The following is a 24,156-nucleotide window of genomic DNA, read 5'->3' as shown; positions in this document are numbered from 1 at the left end:
GGGCTGCTGCTGATTTAAGAGTGACTTGTGAGTATGGTATTAGCTTGTGACAGTTAGGGGCATAATCCCCTACACTAATTGGCGTAAAAATGATCTGATGATTTAGGGCTAGAGGTTTGCGTGCTTATTTCAGCGAAAAATTTGCTCAAATCTCAGTCCATATTTTTAATGTTAGTATGTTCAATATCAGTACTGGTAACAATATATATAAATGAAGCGCCGTATTCACTTGTGCTAACGCGGTAACATTAAGCATAAAAAATGAATATATAACCATGAGCGCTGGATAATAAAGACATCTTCAATGCTTACTCTATACTGACTTTATAACACAGTATATTGGCAGTGTTATTACTCGTTTTTCTAACAATAACTGGCTATGACCTTTAATTTTAAAACTTTTAATTTTAAAACTAGCTTTCGTTATATAGCAAGGAGTTCCAAATGGTATACCAAGGAAATCGCATCACGGTGACAATGCTAGAGGATGGCATCGCCAATATGCAGTACAACGCCGAAAATGAGAGCGTGAACAAGTTTGATGCTGAAACCAATAAGCAATTTGGTGAAGCGGTTACTGCTTTAGAAAAAGCCGACGACGTCAAAGGTTTAATCGTGACCTCAGGCAAAGGCGTCTTTATCGCTGGTGCTGATATCACAGAATTCGTTGGCTCTTTTAAAAAGCCAGAAAGCGAGATTAAAGATTGGGTCGTAGGTATCAATGACGCCTTTAACCGCTTTGAAGACCTGCCTTTCCCGAAAGTAGCGGCCATCAATGGCGCGGCGCTTGGCGGTGGTTGTGAGATGACTTTGGTTTGTGAATACCGCGTCATGAGCGACAAAGCCATCATCGGTCTACCAGAAACCCAACTGGGTATCTTCCCAGGTTTTGGTGGTACGGTTCGTAGTACGCGTGTGATTGGTATCGATAATGCGCTTGAGCTGATTGCGACTGGTACACCAAAGAAACCACTTGATGCCCTAAAACTGGGCTTGGTTGATGCGACCGTTGCTGCTGATGACTTGCAAGATGCTGCCATTGATTTGGTCAAAAAATGTATCTCAGGTGAGCTTGATTGGAAAGCGAAGCGTGAAGAGAAACTCGTTCCTGTTAAGCTAAATCAGCTTGAGCAAGCGATGGCATTTAACAGCGCAAAAGGTATGATCTTTGCTAAAGCCAATCCTAAGCAATATCCTGCGCCAGCACTTGCTATCGCTGCGATGGAAAAACACGTTAACTTACCACGTGATAAAGCGATTGAAGTAGAAGCGGCTGGTTTTGCAAAAGCGGCGAAAACGCCACAAGCAGAAAGCTTGGTTGGTCTGTTTTTAAGCGATCAGTTGGTTAAAAAATTAGCCAAGCAGCATAGCAAAAAAGCACATGAAATCAATGAAGCGGCCGTACTAGGCGCTGGTATCATGGGTGGCGGTATCGCTTATCAAGCAGCCAGCAAAGGCTTGCCAATCATCATGAAAGACATCAAGTCTGAGCAATTAGATCTTGGTATGGGCGAAGCTAGCAAGTTACTGGGCAAAATGGTCGATCGCGGCAAAATGACCCCAGCAAAAATGGGCGAAACCTTAAGCCGTATCCGTCCTACTTTGAATTATGGAGATTTTGCTGAGACTGATATCGTTATCGAAGCGGTCGTAGAAAATCCAAATGTGAAGCGTGCGGTACTAAAAGAAGTAGAAGGTCTAGTAAAAGACGACTGTATCCTAGCGTCAAACACCTCAACCATCTCTATTACTTTCTTGGCTGAAGCACTTGAGCGTCCAGAAAACTTCGTTGGTATGCATTTCTTTAACCCAGTACACCGTATGCCATTGGTTGAAGTTATCCGCGGTGAGAAATCATCTGAAGAAGCGATTGCAACCACTGTTGCGCTAGCCTCTAAAATGGGTAAAGTACCTGTAGTGGTCAATGATTGCCCAGGTTTCTTAGTGAACCGTGTGTTGTTCCCATACTTTGGTGCATTTGATTTGCTCCTCAAGCAAGGTGCAGATTTTGCTCATGTCGATAAAGTCATGGAAAAATTTGGCTGGCCGATGGGTCCTGCTTATCTAATCGACGTCGTCGGTCTAGACACGGGCGTACATGGCGCAGAAGTCATGGCTGAAGGTTTCCCTGACCGTATGAAGCCTGATTATAAAGGCGCGATTGAGCTTTTATATGAAAACAAACGCTTGGGTCAGAAAAACGGTGTTGGTTTCTATAAGTATGAAATGGACAAGCGCGGCAAGCCAAAGAAAGTTGCCGATGAAGCCACTTATGAGCTATTAAAAACCACGACTGATAGTGACAAGCAAACGTTTGAAGATCAAGCGATTATCGATCGCACCATGCTAGCTTTCTGTAATGAAACTGTCCGTTGCCTAGAAGACAACATCGTCAGCACGCCATCTGAAGCCGATATGGCGATGATTATGGGTGTTGGTTTCCCGCCATTCCGCGGTGGTCCTTGCCGTTATATCGACCAAATGGGTCTAGATAACTACTTGGCACTGTGTGAAAAATACGCATACCTTGGCAAAGCCTATGAAGCCCCGCAAAAGATTCGCGACATGGCAGCAGCAGGCGAGACCTTTTACGCCACCGCGTAATGGGTAGTCATTACTAGGATGAAGTGCCGTACGTTTACTATTTAGGCTGAGAAAAATTAGTTTATCACTACTCTTTAGTAGCAAGGTTCTTTAATAGTAGACGTACGATTATAGTTAGTTTTATTTAATGCTAGTACAAGGAAATCGAGCGCAGAGGTACGTATTGTACTTCAAGTGAGATTGACGAAGTAATAGCATTGAAATGGGCTGACTACACTGACAATAAAAATTGAAAAGGAAGTATAGTATGACAATTTTAAGTCCAAAAGACGTGGTCATCGTAGATGGCGTACGCTCAGCGATGGGTAAAACCAAAAACGGTATGTTCCGTCATGTCCGCGCTGATAGCATGTCTGCTGAATTGGTTCGTGCATTGGTTGAACGTAATGACTTTGACCCACGTGACGTCGAAGACATCATTTGGGGCTGTGTCAATCAGACCTTAGAGCAAGGCTTGAACATCGGTCGTAACATCGGTCTGCTAGCTGGTATTCCAAAAACTGCTGGTGGCCAAACAGTCAACCGTCTGTGTGGTTCTTCTATGCAGGCGCTTCACACTGCAGCGGCTCAAATCATGACCAACCAAGGTGATGTGTTCATCATTGGTGGTGTTGAGCATATGGGTCACGTCGGCATGATGCATGGCGTTGACCTTAATCCTGAAGCATCAAAGCACTATGCAAAAGCCTCAAACATGATGGGCTTGACCGCTGAAATGCTAGGTCGTATGAATAACATCACCCGTGAAGAGCAAGATGCCTTTGGTCTTGAGTCGCATCGCCGTGCATGGGCTGCGACTACTGAAGGTCGTTTTGATAATGAAATTATCGGTATCGAAGGTCATGACGAAGCAGGTCGCCTGCAACTATGTACCGTTGATGAAGTGATTCGCCCTGATGCGACGATGGAGCAAATGCAAAAGCTACGTCCAGCCTTTGATCCAGTAGGTGGTACCGTGACTGCTGCTACCTCATCTGCATTATCTGATGGCGCATCAGCGATGCTAATCATGAGCGCGCAAAAAGCCAAAGAGCTAGGTCTAAAGCCACGTGCGCGTATTCGTAGCATGGCGGTTGCTGGTTGTGATGCTGCTATCATGGGCTATGGTCCAGTACCTGCAACGCAAAAAGCATTGAAGCGCGCTGGCATGAGCATGGATGATATGCAAACTATTGAGCTAAACGAAGCATTTGCAGCGCAGGGCTTATCAGTACTAAAAGCCTTAAACTTGACGGACAAGCAAGACATCGTCAACATTAATGGTGGCGCGATTGCATTAGGTCATCCACTAGGGTGTTCAGGTGCTCGTATCACGGTTACTTTGCTAAACGCCATGGAGCAGTCAGATACTGAAATTGGGCTTGCGACGATGTGTATCGGTCTTGGTCAAGGTATCGCGACTATTATTGAGCGTGTTTAAGTTTCAGCTAAGCTAATATTTGTTGATTAATATGTTTTAATATCTTGTAAGATGAGCGCCTCTAACTTAATGTTGGAGGCGCTTTTTTTTTGGTTTAAGTCATAGTAATGAAAGGTAGAGTATAAATGGCACATCATAAATCGTCAGATAAGAGGCGCTTAGATTTAGAGGTGTTTAAGTTAAAAATGCGCTATATCTTTCTTCCTTTTTTAGGTTTTAGTATTGGCGCCATTTTATTCTACAACATCATAAGATGGATGTTAGACATCTGTCTAGGGATATGGCCTCTAAAAGATACGGTCTGGAACTTAATTATCCCAATAATTATCAGTGTTACTTTAGTGCTTGTCATAATGCGATCAAGGATTAGACTGCTACGATTTGAATTATTTGATGATAATAGCGCTAATGTATTTTACTTGGTGATGATACTTGCTTTATTTCCGCCTATATCAATCAGTCAAGCTTACTTATATGAAGCAGCATATGACATTATTGATATAAGTAATATAAGTGATATTAAATTATATCCAAAACAAAAATACTTCCAATTTGATAATAAAAGTATTGAGAAACAAGGGGTTGTTTCTTACTTCAATGCTAGGGAGATGGGGAAATCTAGACAAGAGTTAAAAATATACTTATATTTTGCCACTCCTTTTTATGGAGATAAAGATATCTGGTGGGGACAGGCTTTTACTAAGGTTATTGATAATGATCTTGAAGAAAAAGAGAAAGTTCAACAAATAGAAAATTTTAAAAAGATTTCTAGACAACAATATGCAAATGAAGAGATATCTACTGCTGATTATTTTGAAAAATTGCAAAACTCAGATACTAAGTATGGTTATTTAGAAGCGATTAGATTGTCAGGTCAGCAACATATTAATGACCCAATAATACTTGTATCTCAGTTGAGCACACTTAACGAAAAAACATATAAAGAGTTAGCAAAATTCTTTAGGTTTTTTATCATTGGCATGTTTATTTGCTTACTATTAGTCTTAAAAGCAACGATTGATAAAAAAGCATTTCAACAGTTTAAGGTACGCTAGATTAGTGGTGATAGTGCATGGATGATAATAACAAGCGAAGCCAGTATAGGTATAAGAATAAAAATAGAAGCAGAAACAGGAATAGAGTAAGCAAAAGGGATAAACAGAAGCGAATACAAAGCCTAAGCGCTAAAGAATCGATCAAAATAAAACTAAAGCAGGTATTTCTGCCTTATTTGAGTTTGAGTATCCTGACCATTCTGCTTTTTGGTGTTTTACGTTGGTTGCTTGATATTTATCTAGATATTTTACCTTTAAAGGAAGGCTACTGGGATTTTGGCATTCCTTGTTTGTTATCTGTTTTGGTCGTTAGTATTTGGATGTGGCCGAGGTATGAGCTTCTGACTTTAAAGTGGGTTAAGCGCAGTAGTTCAGGCTACTTTTTTATAACGATGGTTCTAGCATTAGTGATACCGCTCGTTCTCAGCCAAAACTATTTGTCCAAGGCTGCCTACGAGGTCATTGAAGTAAATAGCTTGAATGATATTCGTCATTATCCAAAGCAAAAGTATTTCAGAGTAAATGATTTTGAGCCACTCAAATTAGAGAGCGTTTCTTATATAGAAACACAAGTAATCAGTGGACGAAATTTTGACTCAACATTGCATATTGATTATTATATTGCGACGCCATTTATAGCCGCTGAGAATATTTGGCTAGGTTCTAGCTACCACACGAAATACGATAATCGTGCAGACCAAAGTATTAAAGACAGTCAATATTCAGCGTTTATTAACGACTCGCGCCATAAGTACGCAGCCAAAGACCTCTCTAATATCAGCTACTTTAAGAAACTTAAATCATCAAATAGCAGAAATGCTTACTTACACACGATTTCTACGGCTAATAGGCAATCTAATTTGCCACCCTTGATATTGAAGCCTGAAACAGGATTACTTGCTGATAGCTTAGATCGTGATTTTGTTTGGGGATTTGGTTCATTTTTTATTGGTATGGTGCTGTGTTTGTTGCTCGTTCTAGCAGCAGAGTTTGATAGTCAAGAAAAGAAAAGTACGCAAAAACATATACAAAAGCGAAAACATATACAAAAACAAAAGCCTGTAAAAAAACGAGCACCAGTAAGTGATGTATCAAAAAGCCTAGTAGTTTGGTTTAGAAGTAATAAAGAGCGACCTGCGACGTTGGTGTTAATACTGACCTGTATAGGTGCATTTATACTGACCGTATTCATGGGTATGGATATCATTGACCCTTTATCTAGACAGATAAATAGTGTAGGTGGGTTGACGATGGACGCGCTGCAAGCTGGTAAGTATTGGCGAGTAGTGACATCGCTTTTTGTACACGCAGGGATTATGCATTTAGTAATGAGTCTGGGGATGCTGTTTGCTACAGGTTATATTTTGGAAAAAGTATTGGGTCCTATACGTTTTACGATTGCCTTTTTTATATGTGGTATTTTCGCTAATGTTTTAGGGGTGCTATATTTTGATATGGACATGGCAGGTGTTTGGGGTACTACATTTGGCTTATTTGGTATCGCGATACCGTTGGTGGCCTTTAAGATTTTTAATAAAAAATATCGAGAGCTATTTGGCGGTACTATCGCTGCGATATTAATCATTACTTTAAACAGCATGTTCTTTGCATTTATAAACACGCTCATTTATATGGTGTATTATCTTTTAACTTTATGTTTTGGCGTTGTTCTCGGTGTGGTCATGGTTATGACTCAAAAACAGTCTTTATTACGTAATGCTAGACGCCATAATATATAGTTATTGGCTATTCTTCATTAAGAAACTATGCTAAGCAGTATGAATCAAACGTGATGAATTGTTATTAATCATTATTAGAGGCTATCTCCATTGACGCCCTCAGCAAACTATGACTAAATAAGAGTAAGGCTAATAAAGACAATATCAATGATAAAATTAACATAGCCTTTAACAATAAAGTCAGCCGTACAAGGAGTGTGCCATGTCTACTATGATTACCGATCGTACCTATCGAATCGCTCGCGAAAATACCCAAGCGATGATAATCGATGTTCAAGAACGCTTAACACCGCATATTTATGACCATGAAAATATCGTCAAAAAAACAGTGACGCTTATTAAAGGTCTACAAGCACTGAATATTCCTATTATGCTCAATGAACAGTATAAAAAAGGGCTCGGCGATACGCTACCTGAAATACGCGAGGTGTTAGAAGGCGATAACGCCAAAAGCTTTGAAAAGGTCACTTTTAGCGCTTGTGATAATGATGATTCGTGGCATTATTTAGCGCAGCAAAATCGAAGTATTGTTTTGCTATTTGGCGTAGAGACACATGTCTGCGTACTACAAACAGCGCTTGATTTGCTAGATAATGGTATGCAGCCCGTCATCATTGGTGATGCGGTGGGATCTCGTTTTCCATATGATAAAAAGCAAGCAATTCGCCGTATTCGCCGTGCTGGTGGCGTGATTACCACGGTTGAAACCATTCTGTTTGAGCTTTGCCGTAGTAGTCAAGACCCTGCTTTTAAAACCATTAGTAACTTGATTAAATAGTTCTTTTACTCAAGCTAGAACCGATAGCGCTTACTCACATAAGCGCTATTTTTTATAGTGGTGTTCATTAGCTATAGGTTGGCATGCTCTTTTATAGCGCTCATAAAATGTATAATACTTGCTTATGCGTAAAGGTAAAATGAAGCGCTATATCTTCGTAGAAAAATTAAGAGAAAATTTATGCCATCAACCAAACCCCTTTTATTAACCAACCCAACGCTTGCCTCAAACATTGATATAGATCATGTCACTCATTTCTTATTAGAGCTTGATGCGCTTAAACGTATCAATCGTCGTAGCTATGTGACGCATACCACACGCAAAGAAAACTCTGCCGAACACTCATGGCATTTAGCCATGGCGTGCTGGTCTATCGCTGAACAGTTTGAGCTAGATGTCAATCATGAAAAACTACTCAAGATGGCATTGGTACATGACTTGGGTGAGATTGACGCAGGCGATACGTTTTTATTCGCAAATAGTCGTAGCGAGGCGCACATTGAAGAACGCGCTGGTATTGCCAGGTTACAACGTGAGCGTGGCAATGGCATCATGGATTTAAATGAGATTTGGGAAGAGCAGGAGACGGGTAGCAGCAATGAAAGTCAGCTGCTCAGAGTGGTTGATCGCTTATTGCCTTTTTTATTGAATTTAAATACCAATGGAAAAACGTGGATTGATGCTAACGTCACGTGCTCGCAAGTGACTGCGGCACTTGCTTTTATCAAAGACAGCTTTCCTCCCATTCATGATTGGCTATCAAAAAATATCGACTATGCGACTCGGCAAGGGTGGTTGATTGATGCTTAAATAGAGCCATTATCTTGCCGTTTAGTGTTTGCAAATATTTGTATTCTTTAAATATTAAAGCATTCATACCATAGCTAAATGCGCGGTTAAGTACATTATATAGAGAGATTATTAAATGAGAGTCACTGGCACTTATAAGGTTTTTGCTAAATCGCTCGTCTTTGTTAGCCTATTAACTTTGGCGCAACTAACGCAAGCTGCCGCACCTATTAGTAATGGTGATAAACTGGCGCACGATGCCAAAAAACAGATAGGTATTACCACCAGCTATGATCCTGCTTACCGCAAGTTGGATTTTCCGCGTGGTGATGTACCGATAGAAACTGGCGTCTGTACCGATGTTATCGTCCGTGCTTATCGCTTGCAAAATATAGATCTACAGCAATTAGTCAACCATGATATGAAGTCAAATTGGTCGGCTTATCCAAAGACTTGGGGATTGAAATCAACCGATAAGAATATCGACCATCGCCGAGTGCCCAATCTTGAAGTGTTTTTTGCGCGTCACGCAAAGACATTATCGACGACTGATAAAGCCAGTTTTCAAGCAGGGGATGTGGTGACGTGGCGATTACCGAATGGCAATTTGCCGCATACAGGTATCGTCTCTGATAAAGTCGCTGCGGATGGTACACCGCTGATTATTCACAATATCGGACGCGGTACGCAAGAAGAAAACATCTTATTTGCTTATCCTATTCTCAAGCACTTTCGTTATTGACTACTTTCTTTATTAACTAGGGTGTGTCATCAATTAGATTGTGAGGCTTAAAATGAGAAAAATTGTAGATAAACAAGGAAGAAATTGCCGTTAATATGAATATATTGACAAGATTTCTGACGATGTTTAGCAAAATTTAGCCATTTTAAGACCACTAAATGTATTCATGTGCTAATTGATGACACGCCCTAATATGTTGCGATAAGATAATTACCCACAATAAAAAGCTCAGTTAAGCATAAATTAGGATGCTGAACTGAGCTTTTTTGAGTCGTTAAATCGCTTGCCTATTGAGTGTTAGCGACACCCAGTAGTTGTCCCATTTTTACCACACTATCGGCTTTCATACTGTCTTGCCAATCTGCTTTTGCGCCTTTTGGTAGAATGACAATTGCGGTTGAGCCTAAATAAAAACGACCCAGCTCATCGCCTTTTTCAAAGCTCATATTGTGCTCAGCTTCTTGAATATCATCAGTGCGGGCAATTTTACCAGTCGCCACTGTTTCGATACCAGCGACAATCATCGCCCCAACCATCACCACCGCTGCTTTGCCATATGCTGTATCAAACAGACAAACCAAGCGTTCATTACGCGCAAATAAGTCTGGCACGTTCGCCGCTGTAGTATTGTTGACCGAAAACAGCGTACCCGGTACATAACGGGTTTTGGTCAGAGTACCAGCGAAGGGCATATGGACACGGTGATAGTTACTGGGCGCAAGATAAACCGTTGCAAAACTCCCATCCGCAAAATAGCGGCCATCTTCACTGTCAGCAAGCAGTTGACCAACGTCATAATAGCGACCTTTTGCTTGGAGCAATTTATGGTCGTCAATTTGACCCAACTGCGAGATAATACCATCGGCAGGACTGACGATACCATGAGGCGTCATGTCGATAGGGCGCGCGTCTTCTTTTAGCTCACGAGTAAAAAAATCGTTAAAGCTCTCATAGGCGTTGAGACTTTGGCGCTCATACTCGTCCAAGCTGACGTTATAGGCTTTAGCAAAGCTACGGATAAACGTGCGTTTAACATAAGGATGGCGGCTAGCGGCTAGACGCCCAGCAACTTTACTCAGTTGCTGCTGCGGGACAAGCTGTTGTAAAGTAGTGAATACATTCATAATGAGGCTACCAAAATAGGGTGTGATGTAATAATTAATAAGCAAGAGAATGGCCGTATTTTATCATGGACGGCGTATTATTGTATGGGCATAATTGGTAAGGAATCCGTAAATGAAAGCACTTATACAGCGCGTACGCCGTGCTAGTGTCACCGTCGATGCGCAGTGTGTTGGTACGATTGAGCAAGGCATATTGGCTTATATTGGTTTAGGGCCTGATGACGACCTAACAAGCGCCCAGCGCATGGTAGATAAAATCCTCACCTATCGTATTTTTGACAATGATGATGACCCTGCCAAGTACGGCAAACTGGATAAAAATGTCCAGCAAGTTGGTGGCGGACTATTATTGGTATCACAGTTTACGCTAATGGCAAAAACAGACAAGGGTCGTCGCCCTGACTTTGGTGGGGCGATGGTACCTGATGCGGCGCAAGCGTTGTTTGCGCAATTGGTCGCCTATGCCAACACGCAACATCCAAACGTGGCAACGGGTCAGTTTGGTGCCAATATGCAAGTGTCGAGCGTCAATGACGGGCCATTGAATTTCTTGTTAGAAATAAATTGAGTAAACTCAGCATTAGCCGTCACGAGACCTATGAAGCGCTTAAAAGTTGAATGTCATTAAACTGTCATAATTACCCCGTTTAATAGGGAGCAGCAGGCGAGCATTTATCGCCTTTTTTGTCAGCTAAATGTTGTCCTCTAACACTGAGAATGCCGTATGTATAATGAGCAAATTTTGATTGTTGAAGATGAACCTGCGATTCGTGAAATGATCGTCATGACGCTAGAGATGGCGGGATTTGATAGTCTGCAGGCAGCGGATGTATCTGAGGCGCACCAACAAGTGGTCGATCACCGACCTGCGCTGATTTTGCTAGATTGGATGCTGCCCGGCGATAAAAGTGGCATTGATTTTTGCCGATTGCTCAAAAACGATGAGCTACTCGCTGAGATACCAGTCATTATGTTGACGGCTAAAAGTGAAGAGGACAGCAAGGTGCATGGCCTCGATGCTGGTGCTGATGATTATATGACCAAGCCTTTTTCGACACGTGAGTTAATATCCAGAATCAAAGCAGTATTGCGGCGTAGTAACGCGCTCAGTAGCGATAAACCTATCGAAATCGGCAATCTGAGCCTTGATCCCAAAAGTCAGCGAGTGACAGCGGCTGGTAAAGTGGTTGATGTCGGGCCTACGGAGTATCGATTACTGGCATTTTTTATGAGTCATCCAGAGCGTGCCTATACGCGGACGCAGCTGCTAGACCAAGTATGGGGCGGTAATGTATATATCGAAGATAGAACCATTGATGTGCATATCAAACGTTTACGGACATTACTACGACCACATCAATGTGATACGTTGATACAGACAGTACGCGGGACAGGCTATCGATTTTCTAGCTTTATTGAACCAATTTAACGGACGGTTTTTATTCGCTATAAAAGCAGTATGTTAATCGCAGCACAGTGAAAAACGGCGAATAGTGATAAGGATGATGGATGAACACCCTAATATCGGCTCAAGGCGACCAACAAAATAAGTCACTGCTAGCAACTCAGCAGAATACAACGGATCAACTCAAAAAAATTAGAAGCGCACTACGCGCATTGCGTGATGCGGTGGTTTTGCTCAATGACGATGATGGGCTTGAATGGTGGAATCAGGCTGCCGAAGATTTAATGTTGTTACAGTTGTCAGATAAAGGTAAGTGCATCTTTGACTTTATCAGTGCGCCTGAATTTCGTCAGTATTATCAGGCGACGACTAACCCTAACGATGGTGCTCAGGATGGTGTACACATTGTCTCGTGGCGCGCGCCCAAGCGTTATTTAAAGTGTGAGCTCACGCCTTTTGGCGATGAGAAGCTGCTCATTATTTATGATGTGACGCGCTTGCATCATTTAGAGGAGATGCGCCGCGATTTTGTGGCGAATGTCTCGCATGAGTTACGCACACCGTTGACCGTCATGATGGGTTATCTAGAAAATTTTTCGGATCAGCCAGATATGCCGCCGCATTGGAAACGCGGGTTTGAGCTGATGAGCCAACAGACTGCGCGTATGAATAGAATTGTGAATGACTTATTGCTGTTATCTCGCATCGAAATCGAAGAAACCCATGAGCTCAGTTATATTGATATGACCAAGCTACTGACCCATGTTTATGATGATGCGCAAGCGTACAATCAAGAGTATGGGCATACCATTCACTTGCAGATAGACACTTATGACGGACTGTATGGCTCAGAGATGTATCTAAATAGTGCGCTTTCTAATCTGGTGATTAATGCCATCAAATACACGCCCAAGGGCGGTAATATCGCCATTAGCTGGACAAAGACGTCAGAAGGTTGCCGATTTGCCGTCGAAGACAACGGTATTGGTATTGCACCTGAGCATATCGCACGGTTGACGGAGCGTTTTTATCGTATTGATAAAGGTCGTAGTCGGGCGACTGGCGGCACAGGGCTGGGTTTGGCAATCGTTAAACACGTTTTATATCAGCATGAGGCTAATTTGCAAATTGAATCAGTAGAAGGGGTGGGCTCGACGTTCAGTATGGTTTTTCCAGCTGCCCACATTAGATCAGCCGCGATACCCTAATCTTTTTGTAAAAGTGGGTAAGGGTTCACTGCACTACCATTGATATAAATACCGTAATGCACATGTGGCGGCGTACCTTTTGCATTGCCACTGTCGCCGACGTAGCCGATGATATCGCCGGCATTAACCCAGTCGTTTGGACTAATATCTGCATAATCTTCTAAATGCGCATAATAATGCCCTGCGCCGCCTGGTCCAACCACCACCACCACACGACCGCCTAACGTATTTCCACCAACTTTGCTGACGATGCCTTGTGTCGTGGCTCGTATTGGTGTGCCTCGTGCGGCAAAGATATCGATACCTTCATGACTGCGACCTTGACTGCGTGCAGCGCCCCACGTATCTGTTAGATGTTGTTCTGGGAGTGGACTGAGTAAGCTATTTTCCGTCGGTAGTTCTTGCTGTAATAAACTGAGCTGTTGCCATTTTGCTATCACAAATGACTGAGTTTGTTGGCTGATACTGGGTAAGAGCCTATCAAATACAAATAATAGCATCAACAATATAGCCGCTTTAATGAGCACACTGAGTACACGGCTTAAAAAAGTTAGCCTTTTCTTTGGCTTTGATTGCGGGTTACTGCTATCTGCTAGCATCGATCTCTCTTTAGTTTTTTAAATTAGTTTTCCTTATTATTATATAAGTGAAGTCGTCTATTCTTTGTATGCCATTGTTATCTCTAGTTTTTATCCCCATAAATATAACGTTTCTTTTAAAGTTTACGTATTTTTAAAACGTTACATAAAATACCAATGTTGCTATCTATTGTTGTTATCTATTATTGTTATCTATGGCTGAATCTTTATGACTGACACTGCGCTGATTATCGATACCGAAACCGATCAAGGTCGTGATCCGCGTCCGATTCAAGTGGCGACTATTAATGTAGTGACGGGTTTTGAGTGGATGAAGTATTTTAATAGTGGTCGCTCGATATCGCCAGTTGTCATTAGAATTCATGGTATCACCGATGAGGATGTCGCTGGTCTTGAGCGCTTTGATTTAGAGGCGTTTGAGTTGCCACAGTATTTGATTGGTCATAATGTGCGCTTTGATTGGCGGGTTATTGGCAGTCCGTCTACTAAGTTGATATGTACGGTTCGGCTGGCGCGTGTGGCTTTTCCAGAGTGGAGTGTTTATGGTCAGTCCAAATGTATCGAGCAATTATTAGGTAAAGAGGAAGCAAGCAGGATGACGATTGCCGCTCATGATGCGCTGGGTGATGCGCGTATGTGTTATCTGCTTTATCAGGCGTGTTGTGAGCGCTTAGCCATTGCACCGACGGATTTTGCTGTTGTCCATGCTATCGCCAATAAAGCCAATCCAGTGAGCAAAATGCCCTTTGGCAAACATAAAGGCACGCTGATTAAAGACGTGCCCATCAGCTACGTAAAATGGATGCTAGGTAATATACATAATATGCAGCCGTCGCTTTATTCTGCCTTAACCAAGCGTGTCAAAGTAGAACAGGCAGCAAACATGAAAGAATCAATAGACGAATCCGTAGTTAAATAGGCTCTGAAGTCTATTGATTCTTTAGCCAATCAATCGCCATTTGCCACAGCTGCGGTGCTTTAGCGTTGGTTCTGCTACTAAAATAGCGCATATGACCGATGCTGTTTAGACCAAAGTCTTTGGGATCTAAAAACTGCTTTTCGACTGGCATTTTAGTAAAAACACGAATCATATCATCCATATTTTTGCTATTGGCAATATCATCATCACTAAACCCCAGCCATAATGATGGCATAGTAATGTCATTGTAAAAGTGCGTTTGTATACTTTTGCCAAAGGCTGTTTTGATATAGCCTGCGCCATTACACCATTCGCGCCACTGCCGAGACACGCCCCGTGGTAGCGGTTCGCCCATACCAATTTTATCTGACGGCGTGTACCCTAACGTCAAGTTAGCGAGTGGAATAAAGGCATCCATAAAACCCATCGCTTTGAGTTTATAGGGCATGGTCATATTTTTAATACGACCTGATGAGCAGGCGACATTGAACACTGAAGCGAGCGCACTATAATTTGGCATCAAACCAATCAGCTGACCGCCTGCACTATGACCAATTAAATGATAAGTGGCGTCGGCAAATTCGTCTTGCAATGCATCAAGGACGGCTGGCATATCATGGTGACCCCAGCTAATCAGCGATGCATCGCATTTAGCCAATGCAGACGACAGCGATTCACCGACGCCTTCATTGTCAAAGGTTAGTACACCAAAGCCATTTTCTGCTAAGTGAGTGGCAAAATTGTGATAAAACTGGCGTTTGATACCCGTTGCTGGCGCGATCATAATCGCTTTTTTTACCTCATTTTTAGGACGATAGACAGTCGCTGCCAATGCTTGATTGCGCTCAGTCATGATGCTCAGTGAGTAAATATCCGTCTGACACTGTTTATTTTCCATGCTTTAACCTTCATATTGTTAGGGTTGTATGCGGTGTGGAGTGGTTATTTATTTGCAATTATTTATCAATAATTTGCTCTTAAAATGTAGTCATTACGTAGTGATAAACCGCTTAAATTAGCTGATAGCCACCTGATAGCATCGCTTATGTTAAGATAAATGCTGGCAAGCAAGGCGTTCAATTATGACTTTCAAGTTCTATGCTATTTATCTGGGGTGATACTATCCATCAGGGTTTTAACGAGTATTTAACAAAAACAATCGATATAAAAATTAAGGAAGCTATATGCAAATGAAAATTAACAATGACACTTATGAAGTCATTACCAGTCAAGACATTACCAATATTGAAAAAGCAGTGGATAAATCAACGTTAACGATGCCGTTGGTAGCGGTTTATTGTGGTTCGCGTTTGGGCAATAATGAAGTCTACGAGCAGGCAGCCCGCGAGTTGGGTAGTGCGCTTGCTGACAATGGCATGGGTTTGGTCTACGGCGGCGCGAGCATCGGGCTGATGGGTGCCGTTGCAGATGAAGTGATTCAAGGCGGCGCGCAAGCGGTCGGTGTGATTCCAACCTTTATGCTCAAACATGAGATTGCTCATGAGCAGCTGACTCGCCTGCATTTGACAGATACCATGCACACTCGCAAAACCGTGATGGCGGAGTATGCAGATGCTTTTATTACCTTGCCGGGCGGGCTTGGTACTTTAGAGGAAATTATGGAAATCGCCACGTGGCGTCAGCTCTATCAACATGAAAAACCGATGATTATTTTGAATATCAATGGTTTCTATGATCGTATGATCGAGCACTTAAAATATACGGCTGACCAAGGGTTTATGAAACAAGAAGATCTGGAGCGTTTGGTGGTATGTAACACGATTAATGAAGCTATTGAGCTATTAAAAACAGTCGTAAAAATAGACGATGCAGTCGATACTGAAAAAATGGCTGGTAATTAAGAGTACGTATTCTTATTTATAAATGTTTTCATCTGTAAATGCTTTTATATATAAATGTTTCATCTATAAAAAAGGAGAGAATGGCTGATTGTTAGCCGTTCTCTCCTTTTTTTTCAATTTTTAATAGAACGCTTTTTAGATCTCAGTAGCACCTGCATCATTAGCGGTGTTGAAACCCTTTAAAGTTGTCTCGCCAATACCGTGATTCACATCAGCCATTGCTAATGGAAAGCCTCGTTGCTCAGCCAGTGTACGCGCGACTTCATCAATCGCCCTGCTATCGTGTTTTGTCAAATACGCCCAATTATGAGCATAACGATTGCGGTTGGCTGGCGTGTCATGATCGATTAAGCCAAGTTCAGTCAATTCATCAACGATTTGATCGGCAGCAATCAAAGTCGAGGATGCTTTGACGTTTTCAGCTCGAGCATAGCGAATATTAGAGTACAAGCTTACATCAGCCACTCGCAGCGTATCGTCCTCACCGGGAATTTGCTGCCCACCATATAGCGCGTTACCGACCGTACGTGCGCTATGGAAGGTCGGTACAAACTCCGCCACATAATCAATCGCTTGCTGACTACGCGCTTGTAACGGTGCTTTATCCCAGCCATCTTCGATATAGTGCACATACTGCGGCGGCAGCTTAGGTTGGGCGCTGTCTTTGCTAGAGGCGACCAAGCCATCATCGAATAGCGTGATAAATTTGCTCATGCCATGTATTTGAAAATAACCACCGGGATAAGGCGTGAGTTGAGCCATGCCTTCTGGTGTGCCGCGACTGCCATAAACGATAATCTCCGGTATCTGTCCGCCAGTATCATCCCAGTGGGTAATATAAGACGATTTAAACTCGACCATACGCGTGACTTTGACCCCGACCATATCATCGATGACGCCAGTACGAAAACCGCAAGCGTTGATTAAGTAATCCACTTCGATAGATTCGGTTGTATTTTTGGTCTCAGATTCGGTTGTAAGCTTAGTTTCAGAGCTGGCAGCTTGTTGATAATCAATACGCCATTTAGTGACATGATGGTCAGCGTTTGAGCAATTTTCACAATCAACAGGCATGACTTGCTTAACCTGTGTATCGGTAAAGACGTGTGCATGCTCATAATCTGCTAATGCCAATTGCGCAGAGGCCGCCAAGCGAAAAATATTCCAGCCGTACTCTTGCACGACAATCAGCGGAAACTTGACTTTATTTAAGTCCAAATACTTAGCGACTGGTATCATCCATTCATCAACCGAGCGCGGCACAGTGACTTGTTCACGTTCTGACAGCGCAATGAGTTGCTCATGACTATAAAGCTGATAATAGTTCTCAGGTTCGCCCAACACTTTGTTATTAGCATCTTCGGCGATAAGCTTACGATACGCATCAGTTAAGATATCAAGACGTGGTAGCAAGTCTTCTGGCAAGCCTTCATCGCGAGTTGGCACGGCAAATACTGTTGGGCGAACATCGATGGTATAAGGATAAAGGCGCAATATATCGATACATTGTTTGAGGAGAGCCACACAATCTTCATCAGGAATCTCGCGGTATAGATTGCCGCCAGCATGCAAGTGACACATCGGTGGACCATCAATCAGCGATTTGTTTTTTTCAAATACATAAGTTTCAAGCCCCAATGCCGCAAGGCGAATAGCAATGGTTGCTCCTGCCGTACCACCACCAAGAATACCGACACGTTTGGCAGAGTGCGCTTGGTTTTTCACTGGGTTTTTAATGAAAGAGTGAGTCATTGTCGTTGTTATATCCTTAATAGCAGTTACAGCAGGTCATGCTCGGTGTATTTGTTAAATGTTCTATTCTAAAATCTTATTTTAAAAAATTTGTCCTAATGGATATTGTTCCAAGCTGTTTATAACTATTGATATGCGTGCAAAGGACGTCAAGTTCAATATGCATATGAAGCCGCAAGGGTCATATTTGTCATTGTGTAGTAATTCTTAATGTGTATAGGGTATTCTACGAAAAATGACAACCAATATGATGGCAAATACGTAAGTAGATAGGTGAGTTTTGTCAATGAATGGCTATGGCGCTTGATAGCAATGGCTATGCCAGTTTACCCAATTTGAAAATACATAAGCTTTTGTAAATTTATATATGGATAGAAACGACTGCGCGGTTGCATATGCTATATTAAAACTGCTTGAAGTCAGCGATAGGTTTTTTTGCCGTTTAAATCGTCTGACGATGAGAAAAACCCAAATAGAAATTTATGATGACAATCACAATCACAATCAAAATGACAAGGAAGTTATTATGAAACGTATGCTTATATTATCGGCTCTCACCGGTGTTTTAACGCTTACTGGTTGTACTACGTTAAACAATGTATTCGGCAATGATGATTCTGGCATGCATGATGTACAAGCCACCAATAAAAATACCGCGCCAGTCGCGAGTAAAAACGGCATGTTAGTCGATGCAAGCAATCACATGACCTTATATACCTTTGACAAAGATGGGATGAATAAATCAGAGTGTGGGAGTGCCTGTCTAATTGCTTGGCCAGCATTTATGGCACCGAGTAATGCCAAAGCGTCAGGGCAGTTTGCAGCATTTCAACGCGAAGATGGCAAGTATCAATGGGCGGTAAATGGTAAGCCGTTATATTTCTACGCCAATGATACAAAGGTGGGCGATAAAGATGGTGACAATAAACTGGGCGTTTGGCATATCGTCAAAACCAAGTAAAGTAAGCCCATTGTCTACCGAAATGAAAGACAATTAGCATCAAAAAAGCAGCCATCGTAATGGCTGCTTTTTTATTGGCTTGAATGATTAGAATTGTAAAATAACGCTATCAAATATCTGCCAAAGCTTCAGCTTGTTCAGTCTCCAAGATAGTTTCTTTAGTAGGCTCTTTTCTATATAAAGGGAAAAAGTCGGAGCGTAAATCATTTTCGGTGAACCAGCTATCAGCGACTAATGCTTCGTATTTTGCTGGATTAACGACGAGTCTATAAGTTTTGAATAATAACTCTTGTGAGCTAAACCCTTTTTTATACTCGTATAAAGAATCTAGATTAGAGCCTACGCCGCCGCCAAGATGCAGTAATTTATAATGATTGGTTCGGCCCCAATCACGAGCCACATGGGTAATGAGTTTGGAAGGTTGTAGAGGGGTATAGGCGTTGAGCGTGCCTCCGAGATGAAATTGCATAATGCCCGATTCTTTGCAGATTGTGTAGATAGAGGAACCAATGGCTTTATTATCCTGATAGGCAGTTATCAGTAGTATTCTGTCTTGCAGATTTTCGAGCAAATTAAAAAAGTAATCATCATCAAAGAAGTAGTACTGATCTGCCTTCACCTGCGCCATCGTTTCTTTGTAAATATTGGAAAACATCACTGCATTCTCTCTGGTTAAACGCTCAATTTTTGTCACGACATCCATTTTTAAGGCTTTTTTAATGCCTCTACGATGACGATTTTGAGTCTCGCTCCAGTGCTCCTCTTCAGATTTATTCAAGTCAGACATCAATGTCAATCCATGAGTGAGTGCTTTGCCGACCGTTGGTAGCCACTCTTTATTGATGATTGGATGCAGTCGCATGAATAAAGACACACAGCCTTTTGCTAAGAGAAAGCCCCTTACTTCTGCCAATATTATGTCTAATTCGGCATCAGTGAGAGACTTATCCATGACAGGACCGCCGTAACCATAAGTAGAAGTCGCATCCCAATGCTCTGAGTCGAGTTCTCTTATAATAAGAGGTAAAAAGATTTTTTTATTGTTATAAGTGGCAATCACTCCTTGAGGAGTGCCTTTATCGACAATAGCTGACGCAGCAATCCAACCAGATAAGTGATAAATATCAAAGTGATAATCAGCGATGTTTTTATCCCAGTCTTTATTTATCTCGGCAAAGTCTACCTGTACTGTATCCATCTTTCTGCTCCCTCAGCGTTATGTTTTATATTCGTAAATCCGTATATATGAATATAACAATAAAAACTGAGGTTAACAAGCAAATAGAAAGTATTTATGCGATTTATTGAATATATATAAATGTCGAGTGAGTTGATTCATTATTGTCAAAAAAGCAGCCATTATGATGGCTGCTTTTTTTAGAGTATGTAGAGATTTGTGCTTGGCTAAAATTAGACTTATTTAGATTTTTTGTTGGTTTGCGCTTTTTTCTCTATCAACTCACCATCGATTTGGATCGGGACATTGGTGGTAATGCCATCTGCGAAAGCTGTCATACCATAGGCTGCGCGATCAATATTACCCGTTGCACGGAAGCCAATAACTGGCTCTTTGGTAAGAGGGCTGTTGGCGATTTTATTCAAAGTCACATCCAAAGTTAATGGTTTGGTTTGACCCAGCATAGTAAAGTCACCTGTGACCTTGGCTTGTTGCGGATTTATAAATTTTACGCTGGTTGATTTAAAGGTCATGGTTGGATATTTGGCGACGTTAAAAAATTCAGCCTTTTTTAAATGCTCATCACGTGCATCCCAATTGGTGTCAATGCTATCGGTTGCAATGGTGAAGCTCATATTGGTTTTACTGGGTGCTTTAACATCGTAATTTACGACCCCTTTGACGTCGTTAAAATGACCCATGGTGGTCGAAAATCCTAAGTGATTGACAGAAAATCCCACACGGGTATGCGAGTCGTCTAATTGCCATTGATTAGGTAATGCCGCACCTGCAACAGTAGTGAGTGCCAGTGCTGAGCTGATAAGCAGGGCTTTTGCGCTATTCTTCATAACAGTATTTATCATTATATTGTCCTTATTGAGTGTTTATAAATAGTGGGTGCTTGATTAATGAGACGAAATAAGACGGTATCCATCATCATCATCATTGACAAGTGATGAATATCAAAAATAAATTATTAAATAAATCTAAACTTAAAATGTCTATTGGTTATTTTAATTTATTTAATATTATACTAATATAGCGTATGCCTCTCAACAAAATAGAGATTTTGGTCACAACTTATCACATATATCACTCACAACTGCTGCTTGCGTCTAGCGGTAAAAACCGTTAAAATCGCGGTTTGATTTTCCCGCTGGGGAAAGGCTAAGTGAGCAGAGGAATGGTGTTGGGTGCTGGAATAAGCCAGTGACGCAGCTGCCATACTTATCAATGTCCCTTAGTGCCTCAGTTACGTATGTCATGACTTGTTTGACACATCGTCTAAGATGGTGTTCAAGAGCGCTATACATACATCGGACATAGAGAGTTTATTATGCGTAAAGATATCCATCCTAATTACCAAGAAGTTTTATTCCATGACACTAACGCTGACGTGTTTTTCTTAACTCGTTCAACCGTTAAAACCAAAACCACTCGTGAATACGAAGGGTCAGAATATCCATACTACCCACTTGATATCTCAAGTGCGTCGCATCCATTCTATACTGGCGAACAACGCAAAACTTCTACTGAAGGCCGTGTTGCTAGCTTCAACAAACGCTTTGGTGCATTTGGTGGCCGTAAGAAAGCTGCTGATACTGACGCTGCAGAATAATTCACACGTATTGCGTGATATTATTTTGAGCATGTGTTTTTTCAAACATGCACAGCTATAGTATTAAGAACATAAAAAAACCGCTGACTATTCAGCGGTTTTTTTTATTTAGATTTTTAGAATTAATGGCTCAATGGTTTTTAATCAGTCAACTCAGCATCGGAAGGGTTCAGTAACTGTATAATCAACTCTGACAATTGCTGCGCCCAATAGCCATACATGAGGCTGCTAGGATGAAAACCGTCACTGGCAAACATCACTTTGATATCGATGGGTGACCCGTTTGAATGCTCTGCTATCATTCTTGGAAAGTCAGTGGCCATATAAGTGACACTATCATGAGCGGCGCAAACTTGCTGCAACGTGTTATCAAGGATAGAGGCTTTAGCACCCACAAAATTACTTAGCGGAGCAGGTATCGCAGGCATTTGTGCCATCGGCGGCAGGCTTAAAAAAATCAACTCTCGCACGCCAAATTTACGCTGAGCGATAGCGATAATACTTTCAATTTGCTGTTGCCATTTATCCACAGAGACTTTAGATGTGGTGTCGTTGACGCCGACACTCAGTACCATCACATCAACAGGCTGGCTAGGCGCGGGTAGAACATAAAGCCTACGCAAGATATCAAAGCTGGTATGCCCCGTCGTCGCTTGCAATGACCAGTTCAGTATATCAAACTGATTTTGGATAGCAGACTGCTGCGTCAAAACAGGAATTAAGTTACCGACAAGCGCCTCTTGCTGCGTCTCACTACCGACGCCAGCCGCCGCCGAATCGCCAACGACCATTAGGTTTAATGTCCGCTTGTGCGCTTCTTTTGGCGACTCAATCGCGTCATTTAATTGAACTTGCCCGTGCCTTTCACCATTTGGCTCAGGTAGACGTACCGTATCACGCTTAATTTTGCGCCCTTGATAAAAATAAATAGGAGCAAGCAGTACATCTCTTGCCACCGAGGCGATTTTATTGCTATTTATCATATTACTACCATCCTGCACGCTCCCGAATAGTGGTGAGATTGTCTTCAATTAATAATTTACCATCGACATAAATATCACGCAGTAGGTTATCTGCGTCTGCAGATAGGTCTTCAGCCTTGATGGTTTTTAGCTGTCCATTGCTGTTTTTGACCAGCGCCAAACGTCCCTTCTTTGAGCGTTTTGAGCGGCTGGTAATAGGGTCTTTATAGATGTCTGTCCATGTGCCATCGATAGAGATAGCACTGGCTTTCATCGCCCAGCTCATGGTGTCGCGGTTGACTTGTTGTAATAGACCACCGCCCATACCAAATGTCACATTCTCTGCGCTAAAGCCTGCTTTCATGATCACCTCAATGATCTTAGTTAAGCTTTGTGGGCTTATGCCATCCCCTTGGATGACACGTACATAATCAGGCAGCACTTTATAGCCTTTACTATTAATTGTTGTTCCAAATTTTACTGCCAAGCGCTCTAAGGCTTCGCGAACCACTTTGGCAGGCTCACCACTATCGGGTCGGATAACCAAAGTCCCGCCCATATTTTTTACATCATCTTTTAAGCTGCCGCCCCAGATATTATCAATGGCGTTCCATAAGTCATAGCTGTCAGAGACCACTGAGAAGCTTTTACCAGCGCCGCCAAACTGCTCAATCATATTGGCAAAAGCAGCGGTTTCGCCATCACGACCCCATGCGGTCATAGTGCTATGCTCAGCGGCAGGAATAGAAAAGGCTGGCATGTCCTTATCCATGTGGTACCAGCGGCTGGCAGCCACCAACGCTGTCATCGAATCGGTACCAGAAAAGTTCACCAAATGCGCTAAGCTGCCGAGCGCGACAGACTCTTGACTAGATGCCCCGCGCGAGCCGAAATCGTGCAAACGAAAAGTGAGTGATTCGGTATTGTCTGCTGATTTTTCTAACGCTTGACGAATGATGCCTTTGCAATAATGCGAGACACTAGCGACGGTTGATGGATACCAGATGGCACGAAGCAAGGCAGTCTCGATATAGCTTGGCAACCAATAAAACTCAGGATCGGTATTGATAACTTGGCAGACGACGTTGGACACGGGTACGATGCTACCCTCAGGTATGGCTTCGATGCGCAGTGGTAAATAACCGCCATGTTTATCAACCAAACGTTCCCAGCCAGCACGGTTAAAAGTCAAACCGTGTGCTTGAATGACCATTTCGGCTTCATCAATGTCTTGATGAGTGATTGGCGTGCTTAGATATTCTTTAATAAAGGCTTGCAAGCCAAAGAACACCACATCGTAGTCACCTTTACGCGCCTCAATGTAGCTGGACAGATACTCACTACCTTTTGGGTATTGCACCCAATGTGAGGTTTTGTAGCTGTCGCTATTTAGAATTAAATTGTTTAAATTGCTGGTATACATCACAGAACTCCTCTGCTTT

22 protein-coding genes are annotated in these 24,156 nt (G+C 42.2%); 14 read left to right on the top strand and 8 right to left on the bottom strand.

Going from position 1 to position 24,156, the window contains the following annotated elements; all coding sequences use genetic code 11:
* Positions 1-444 precede the first annotated feature (444 nt).
* The 7 genes from fadB (at position 445) to JMX82_RS11735 (ending at position 9,127) form a co-directional block, all read left to right on the top strand.
* Positions 445-2,604 carry a fatty acid oxidation complex subunit alpha FadB gene (gene fadB / locus JMX82_RS11765; RefSeq protein WP_201540670.1) on the top strand — a complete coding sequence of 720 codons (2,160 nt, stop codon included), beginning with the start codon at positions 445-447 and terminating at the stop codon, positions 2,602-2,604.
* Positions 2,605-2,851: 247 nt separating this feature from the next.
* Positions 2,852-4,024, top strand: a complete 1,173-nt coding sequence (gene fadA, locus JMX82_RS11760; protein WP_201540669.1) for an acetyl-CoA C-acyltransferase FadA — start codon at positions 2,852-2,854, stop codon at positions 4,022-4,024.
* Between the two features lie 125 nt (positions 4,025-4,149).
* Positions 4,150-5,079 (top strand): hypothetical protein, encoded by a 930-nt coding sequence (locus JMX82_RS11755; protein ID WP_201540668.1) that lies wholly within the window; start codon positions 4,150-4,152, stop codon positions 5,077-5,079.
* 17 nt (positions 5,080-5,096) lie between these two features.
* Positions 5,097-6,818: a rhomboid family intramembrane serine protease gene (locus JMX82_RS11750; protein ID WP_201540667.1), complete on the top strand. Its 1,722-nt coding sequence runs from the start codon at positions 5,097-5,099 to the stop codon at positions 6,816-6,818.
* A gap of 202 nt (positions 6,819-7,020) precedes the next feature.
* Positions 7,021-7,596: an isochorismatase family protein gene (locus tag JMX82_RS11745; protein ID WP_045447933.1), complete on the top strand. Its 576-nt coding sequence runs from the start codon at positions 7,021-7,023 to the stop codon at positions 7,594-7,596.
* A gap of 180 nt (positions 7,597-7,776) precedes the next feature.
* On the top strand, positions 7,777-8,406 hold the full coding sequence (locus JMX82_RS11740; protein ID WP_201540666.1) for an HD domain-containing protein: 630 nt from the start codon (positions 7,777-7,779) through the stop codon (positions 8,404-8,406).
* Between the two features lie 115 nt (positions 8,407-8,521).
* Complete coding sequence (locus JMX82_RS11735) at positions 8,522-9,127, top strand: DUF1287 domain-containing protein (RefSeq protein WP_045447939.1); 606 nt, start codon at positions 8,522-8,524, stop codon at positions 9,125-9,127.
* Between the two features lie 287 nt (positions 9,128-9,414).
* On the opposite strand, the gene asd is transcribed toward JMX82_RS11735, so the two are convergent.
* Positions 9,415-10,251: an archaetidylserine decarboxylase gene (gene asd / locus JMX82_RS11730; RefSeq protein WP_201502575.1), complete on the bottom strand. Its 837-nt coding sequence runs from the start codon at positions 10,249-10,251 to the stop codon at positions 9,415-9,417.
* A gap of 112 nt (positions 10,252-10,363) precedes the next feature.
* Between asd and dtd the strand changes: the two genes are divergently transcribed.
* From dtd to phoR, 3 genes are all read left to right on the top strand, one after another.
* Positions 10,364-10,819, top strand: coding sequence for a D-aminoacyl-tRNA deacylase (gene dtd, locus JMX82_RS11725; RefSeq protein ID WP_201540665.1), 456 nt, complete (start codon positions 10,364-10,366; stop codon positions 10,817-10,819).
* A gap of 156 nt (positions 10,820-10,975) precedes the next feature.
* A complete protein-coding gene (gene phoB / locus JMX82_RS11720; RefSeq protein WP_055125876.1) occupies positions 10,976-11,680 on the top strand; it encodes a phosphate regulon transcriptional regulator PhoB in 705 nt (234 codons plus the stop codon).
* 80 nt (positions 11,681-11,760) lie between these two features.
* The gene (gene phoR, locus JMX82_RS11715) at positions 11,761-12,864 is read left to right on the top strand and encodes a phosphate regulon sensor histidine kinase PhoR (protein ID WP_055125877.1); all 1,104 of its coding nucleotides are present in this window, start codon (positions 11,761-11,763) and stop codon (positions 12,862-12,864) included.
* On the opposite strand, the gene JMX82_RS11710 is transcribed toward phoR, so the two are convergent.
* Positions 12,861-13,463 (bottom strand): M23 family metallopeptidase, encoded by a 603-nt coding sequence (locus tag JMX82_RS11710; protein ID WP_201540664.1) that lies wholly within the window; start codon positions 13,461-13,463, stop codon positions 12,861-12,863. The two genes, phoR and JMX82_RS11710, sit on opposite strands and share 4 nt — an antisense overlap.
* Before the next feature lie 208 nt (positions 13,464-13,671).
* On the opposite strand from JMX82_RS11710, the gene JMX82_RS11705 reads away from it, so the two are divergent.
* A complete protein-coding gene (locus JMX82_RS11705; RefSeq protein WP_201540663.1) occupies positions 13,672-14,382 on the top strand; it encodes a putative quorum-sensing-regulated virulence factor in 711 nt (236 codons plus the stop codon).
* Positions 14,383-14,392: 10 nt separating this feature from the next.
* Here JMX82_RS11705 and JMX82_RS11700 read toward each other — a convergent pair whose 3' ends face one another.
* On the bottom strand, positions 14,393-15,280 hold the full coding sequence (locus tag JMX82_RS11700) for an alpha/beta fold hydrolase (RefSeq protein WP_201540662.1): 888 nt from the start codon (positions 15,278-15,280) through the stop codon (positions 14,393-14,395).
* Positions 15,281-15,566: 286 nt separating this feature from the next.
* Here JMX82_RS11700 and JMX82_RS11695 point away from each other — a divergent pair, with 286 nt between their 5' ends.
* On the top strand, positions 15,567-16,244 hold the full coding sequence (locus JMX82_RS11695) for a TIGR00730 family Rossman fold protein (protein ID WP_045455284.1): 678 nt from the start codon (positions 15,567-15,569) through the stop codon (positions 16,242-16,244).
* A 135-nt stretch (positions 16,245-16,379) separates the two neighbouring features.
* On the opposite strand, the gene JMX82_RS11690 is transcribed toward JMX82_RS11695, so the two are convergent.
* Complete coding sequence (locus tag JMX82_RS11690) at positions 16,380-17,996, bottom strand: FAD-dependent oxidoreductase (RefSeq protein WP_201540661.1); 1,617 nt, start codon at positions 17,994-17,996, stop codon at positions 16,380-16,382.
* A 526-nt stretch (positions 17,997-18,522) separates the two neighbouring features.
* Between JMX82_RS11690 and JMX82_RS11685 the strand changes: the two genes are divergently transcribed.
* Positions 18,523-18,957, top strand: a complete 435-nt coding sequence (locus JMX82_RS11685) for a hypothetical protein (RefSeq protein ID WP_045447953.1) — start codon at positions 18,523-18,525, stop codon at positions 18,955-18,957.
* A gap of 109 nt (positions 18,958-19,066) precedes the next feature.
* On the opposite strand, the gene JMX82_RS11680 is transcribed toward JMX82_RS11685, so the two are convergent.
* Positions 19,067-20,155: a peptidoglycan bridge formation glycyltransferase FemA/FemB family protein gene (locus JMX82_RS11680; RefSeq protein ID WP_201540660.1), complete on the bottom strand. Its 1,089-nt coding sequence runs from the start codon at positions 20,153-20,155 to the stop codon at positions 19,067-19,069.
* Positions 20,156-20,373: 218 nt separating this feature from the next.
* A complete protein-coding gene (locus tag JMX82_RS11675; protein WP_193008921.1) occupies positions 20,374-20,997 on the bottom strand; it encodes a YceI family protein in 624 nt (207 codons plus the stop codon).
* 473 nt (positions 20,998-21,470) lie between these two features.
* On the opposite strand from JMX82_RS11675, the gene JMX82_RS11670 reads away from it, so the two are divergent.
* Positions 21,471-21,752 (top strand): type B 50S ribosomal protein L31, encoded by a 282-nt coding sequence (locus tag JMX82_RS11670; RefSeq protein WP_011281173.1) that lies wholly within the window; start codon positions 21,471-21,473, stop codon positions 21,750-21,752.
* Between the two features lie 140 nt (positions 21,753-21,892).
* On the opposite strand, the gene JMX82_RS11665 is transcribed toward JMX82_RS11670, so the two are convergent.
* Both JMX82_RS11665 and JMX82_RS11660 read right to left on the bottom strand, forming a co-directional pair.
* Positions 21,893-22,735: an SGNH/GDSL hydrolase family protein gene (locus JMX82_RS11665; protein ID WP_201540659.1), complete on the bottom strand. Its 843-nt coding sequence runs from the start codon at positions 22,733-22,735 to the stop codon at positions 21,893-21,895.
* A gap of 4 nt (positions 22,736-22,739) precedes the next feature.
* Positions 22,740-24,137 (bottom strand): nicotinate phosphoribosyltransferase, encoded by a 1,398-nt coding sequence (locus JMX82_RS11660; protein WP_201540658.1) that lies wholly within the window; start codon positions 24,135-24,137, stop codon positions 22,740-22,742.
* Between the last annotated feature and the right edge of the window lie 19 nt (positions 24,138-24,156).

This window comes from Psychrobacter sp. 1044 (assembly GCF_904846525.1).
Classification (GTDB): Bacteria; Pseudomonadota; Gammaproteobacteria; order Pseudomonadales; family Moraxellaceae; genus Psychrobacter.
Note: the sequence above shows the minus strand (reverse complement) of the source record. Positions and strands in the feature narration are given on the sequence as shown.

Coding starts and splice junctions, on each gene's coding strand:
- JMX82_RS11675 (WP_193008921.1), bottom strand. CDS start 20,997: ATGATAAATACTGTTATGAAGAATAGCGCAAAAGCCCTGCTTATCAGC.
- JMX82_RS11670 (WP_011281173.1), top strand. CDS start 21,471: ATGCGTAAAGATATCCATCCTAATTACCAAGAAGTTTTATTCCATGAC.
- phoR (WP_055125877.1), top strand. CDS start 11,761: ATGAACACCCTAATATCGGCTCAAGGCGACCAACAAAATAAGTCACTG.
- JMX82_RS11755 (WP_201540668.1), top strand. CDS start 4,150: ATGGCACATCATAAATCGTCAGATAAGAGGCGCTTAGATTTAGAGGTG.
- dtd (WP_201540665.1), top strand. CDS start 10,364: ATGAAAGCACTTATACAGCGCGTACGCCGTGCTAGTGTCACCGTCGAT.
- asd (WP_201502575.1), bottom strand. CDS start 10,251: ATGAATGTATTCACTACTTTACAACAGCTTGTCCCGCAGCAGCAACTG.
- JMX82_RS11680 (WP_201540660.1), bottom strand. CDS start 20,155: ATGGATACAGTACAGGTAGACTTTGCCGAGATAAATAAAGACTGGGAT.
- phoB (WP_055125876.1), top strand. CDS start 10,976: ATGTATAATGAGCAAATTTTGATTGTTGAAGATGAACCTGCGATTCGT.
- JMX82_RS11705 (WP_201540663.1), top strand. CDS start 13,672: ATGACTGACACTGCGCTGATTATCGATACCGAAACCGATCAAGGTCGT.
- JMX82_RS11750 (WP_201540667.1), top strand. CDS start 5,097: ATGGATGATAATAACAAGCGAAGCCAGTATAGGTATAAGAATAAAAAT.
- JMX82_RS11690 (WP_201540661.1), bottom strand. CDS start 17,996: ATGACTCACTCTTTCATTAAAAACCCAGTGAAAAACCAAGCGCACTCT.
- JMX82_RS11660 (WP_201540658.1), bottom strand. CDS start 24,137: ATGTATACCAGCAATTTAAACAATTTAATTCTAAATAGCGACAGCTAC.
- JMX82_RS11735 (WP_045447939.1), top strand. CDS start 8,522: ATGAGAGTCACTGGCACTTATAAGGTTTTTGCTAAATCGCTCGTCTTT.
- JMX82_RS11685 (WP_045447953.1), top strand. CDS start 18,523: ATGAAACGTATGCTTATATTATCGGCTCTCACCGGTGTTTTAACGCTT.
- fadA (WP_201540669.1), top strand. CDS start 2,852: ATGACAATTTTAAGTCCAAAAGACGTGGTCATCGTAGATGGCGTACGC.
- JMX82_RS11740 (WP_201540666.1), top strand. CDS start 7,777: ATGCCATCAACCAAACCCCTTTTATTAACCAACCCAACGCTTGCCTCA.
- fadB (WP_201540670.1), top strand. CDS start 445: ATGGTATACCAAGGAAATCGCATCACGGTGACAATGCTAGAGGATGGC.
- JMX82_RS11745 (WP_045447933.1), top strand. CDS start 7,021: ATGTCTACTATGATTACCGATCGTACCTATCGAATCGCTCGCGAAAAT.
- JMX82_RS11710 (WP_201540664.1), bottom strand. CDS start 13,463: ATGCTAGCAGATAGCAGTAACCCGCAATCAAAGCCAAAGAAAAGGCTA.
- JMX82_RS11665 (WP_201540659.1), bottom strand. CDS start 22,735: ATGATAAATAGCAATAAAATCGCCTCGGTGGCAAGAGATGTACTGCTT.
- JMX82_RS11695 (WP_045455284.1), top strand. CDS start 15,567: ATGCAAATGAAAATTAACAATGACACTTATGAAGTCATTACCAGTCAA.
- JMX82_RS11700 (WP_201540662.1), bottom strand. CDS start 15,280: ATGGAAAATAAACAGTGTCAGACGGATATTTACTCACTGAGCATCATG.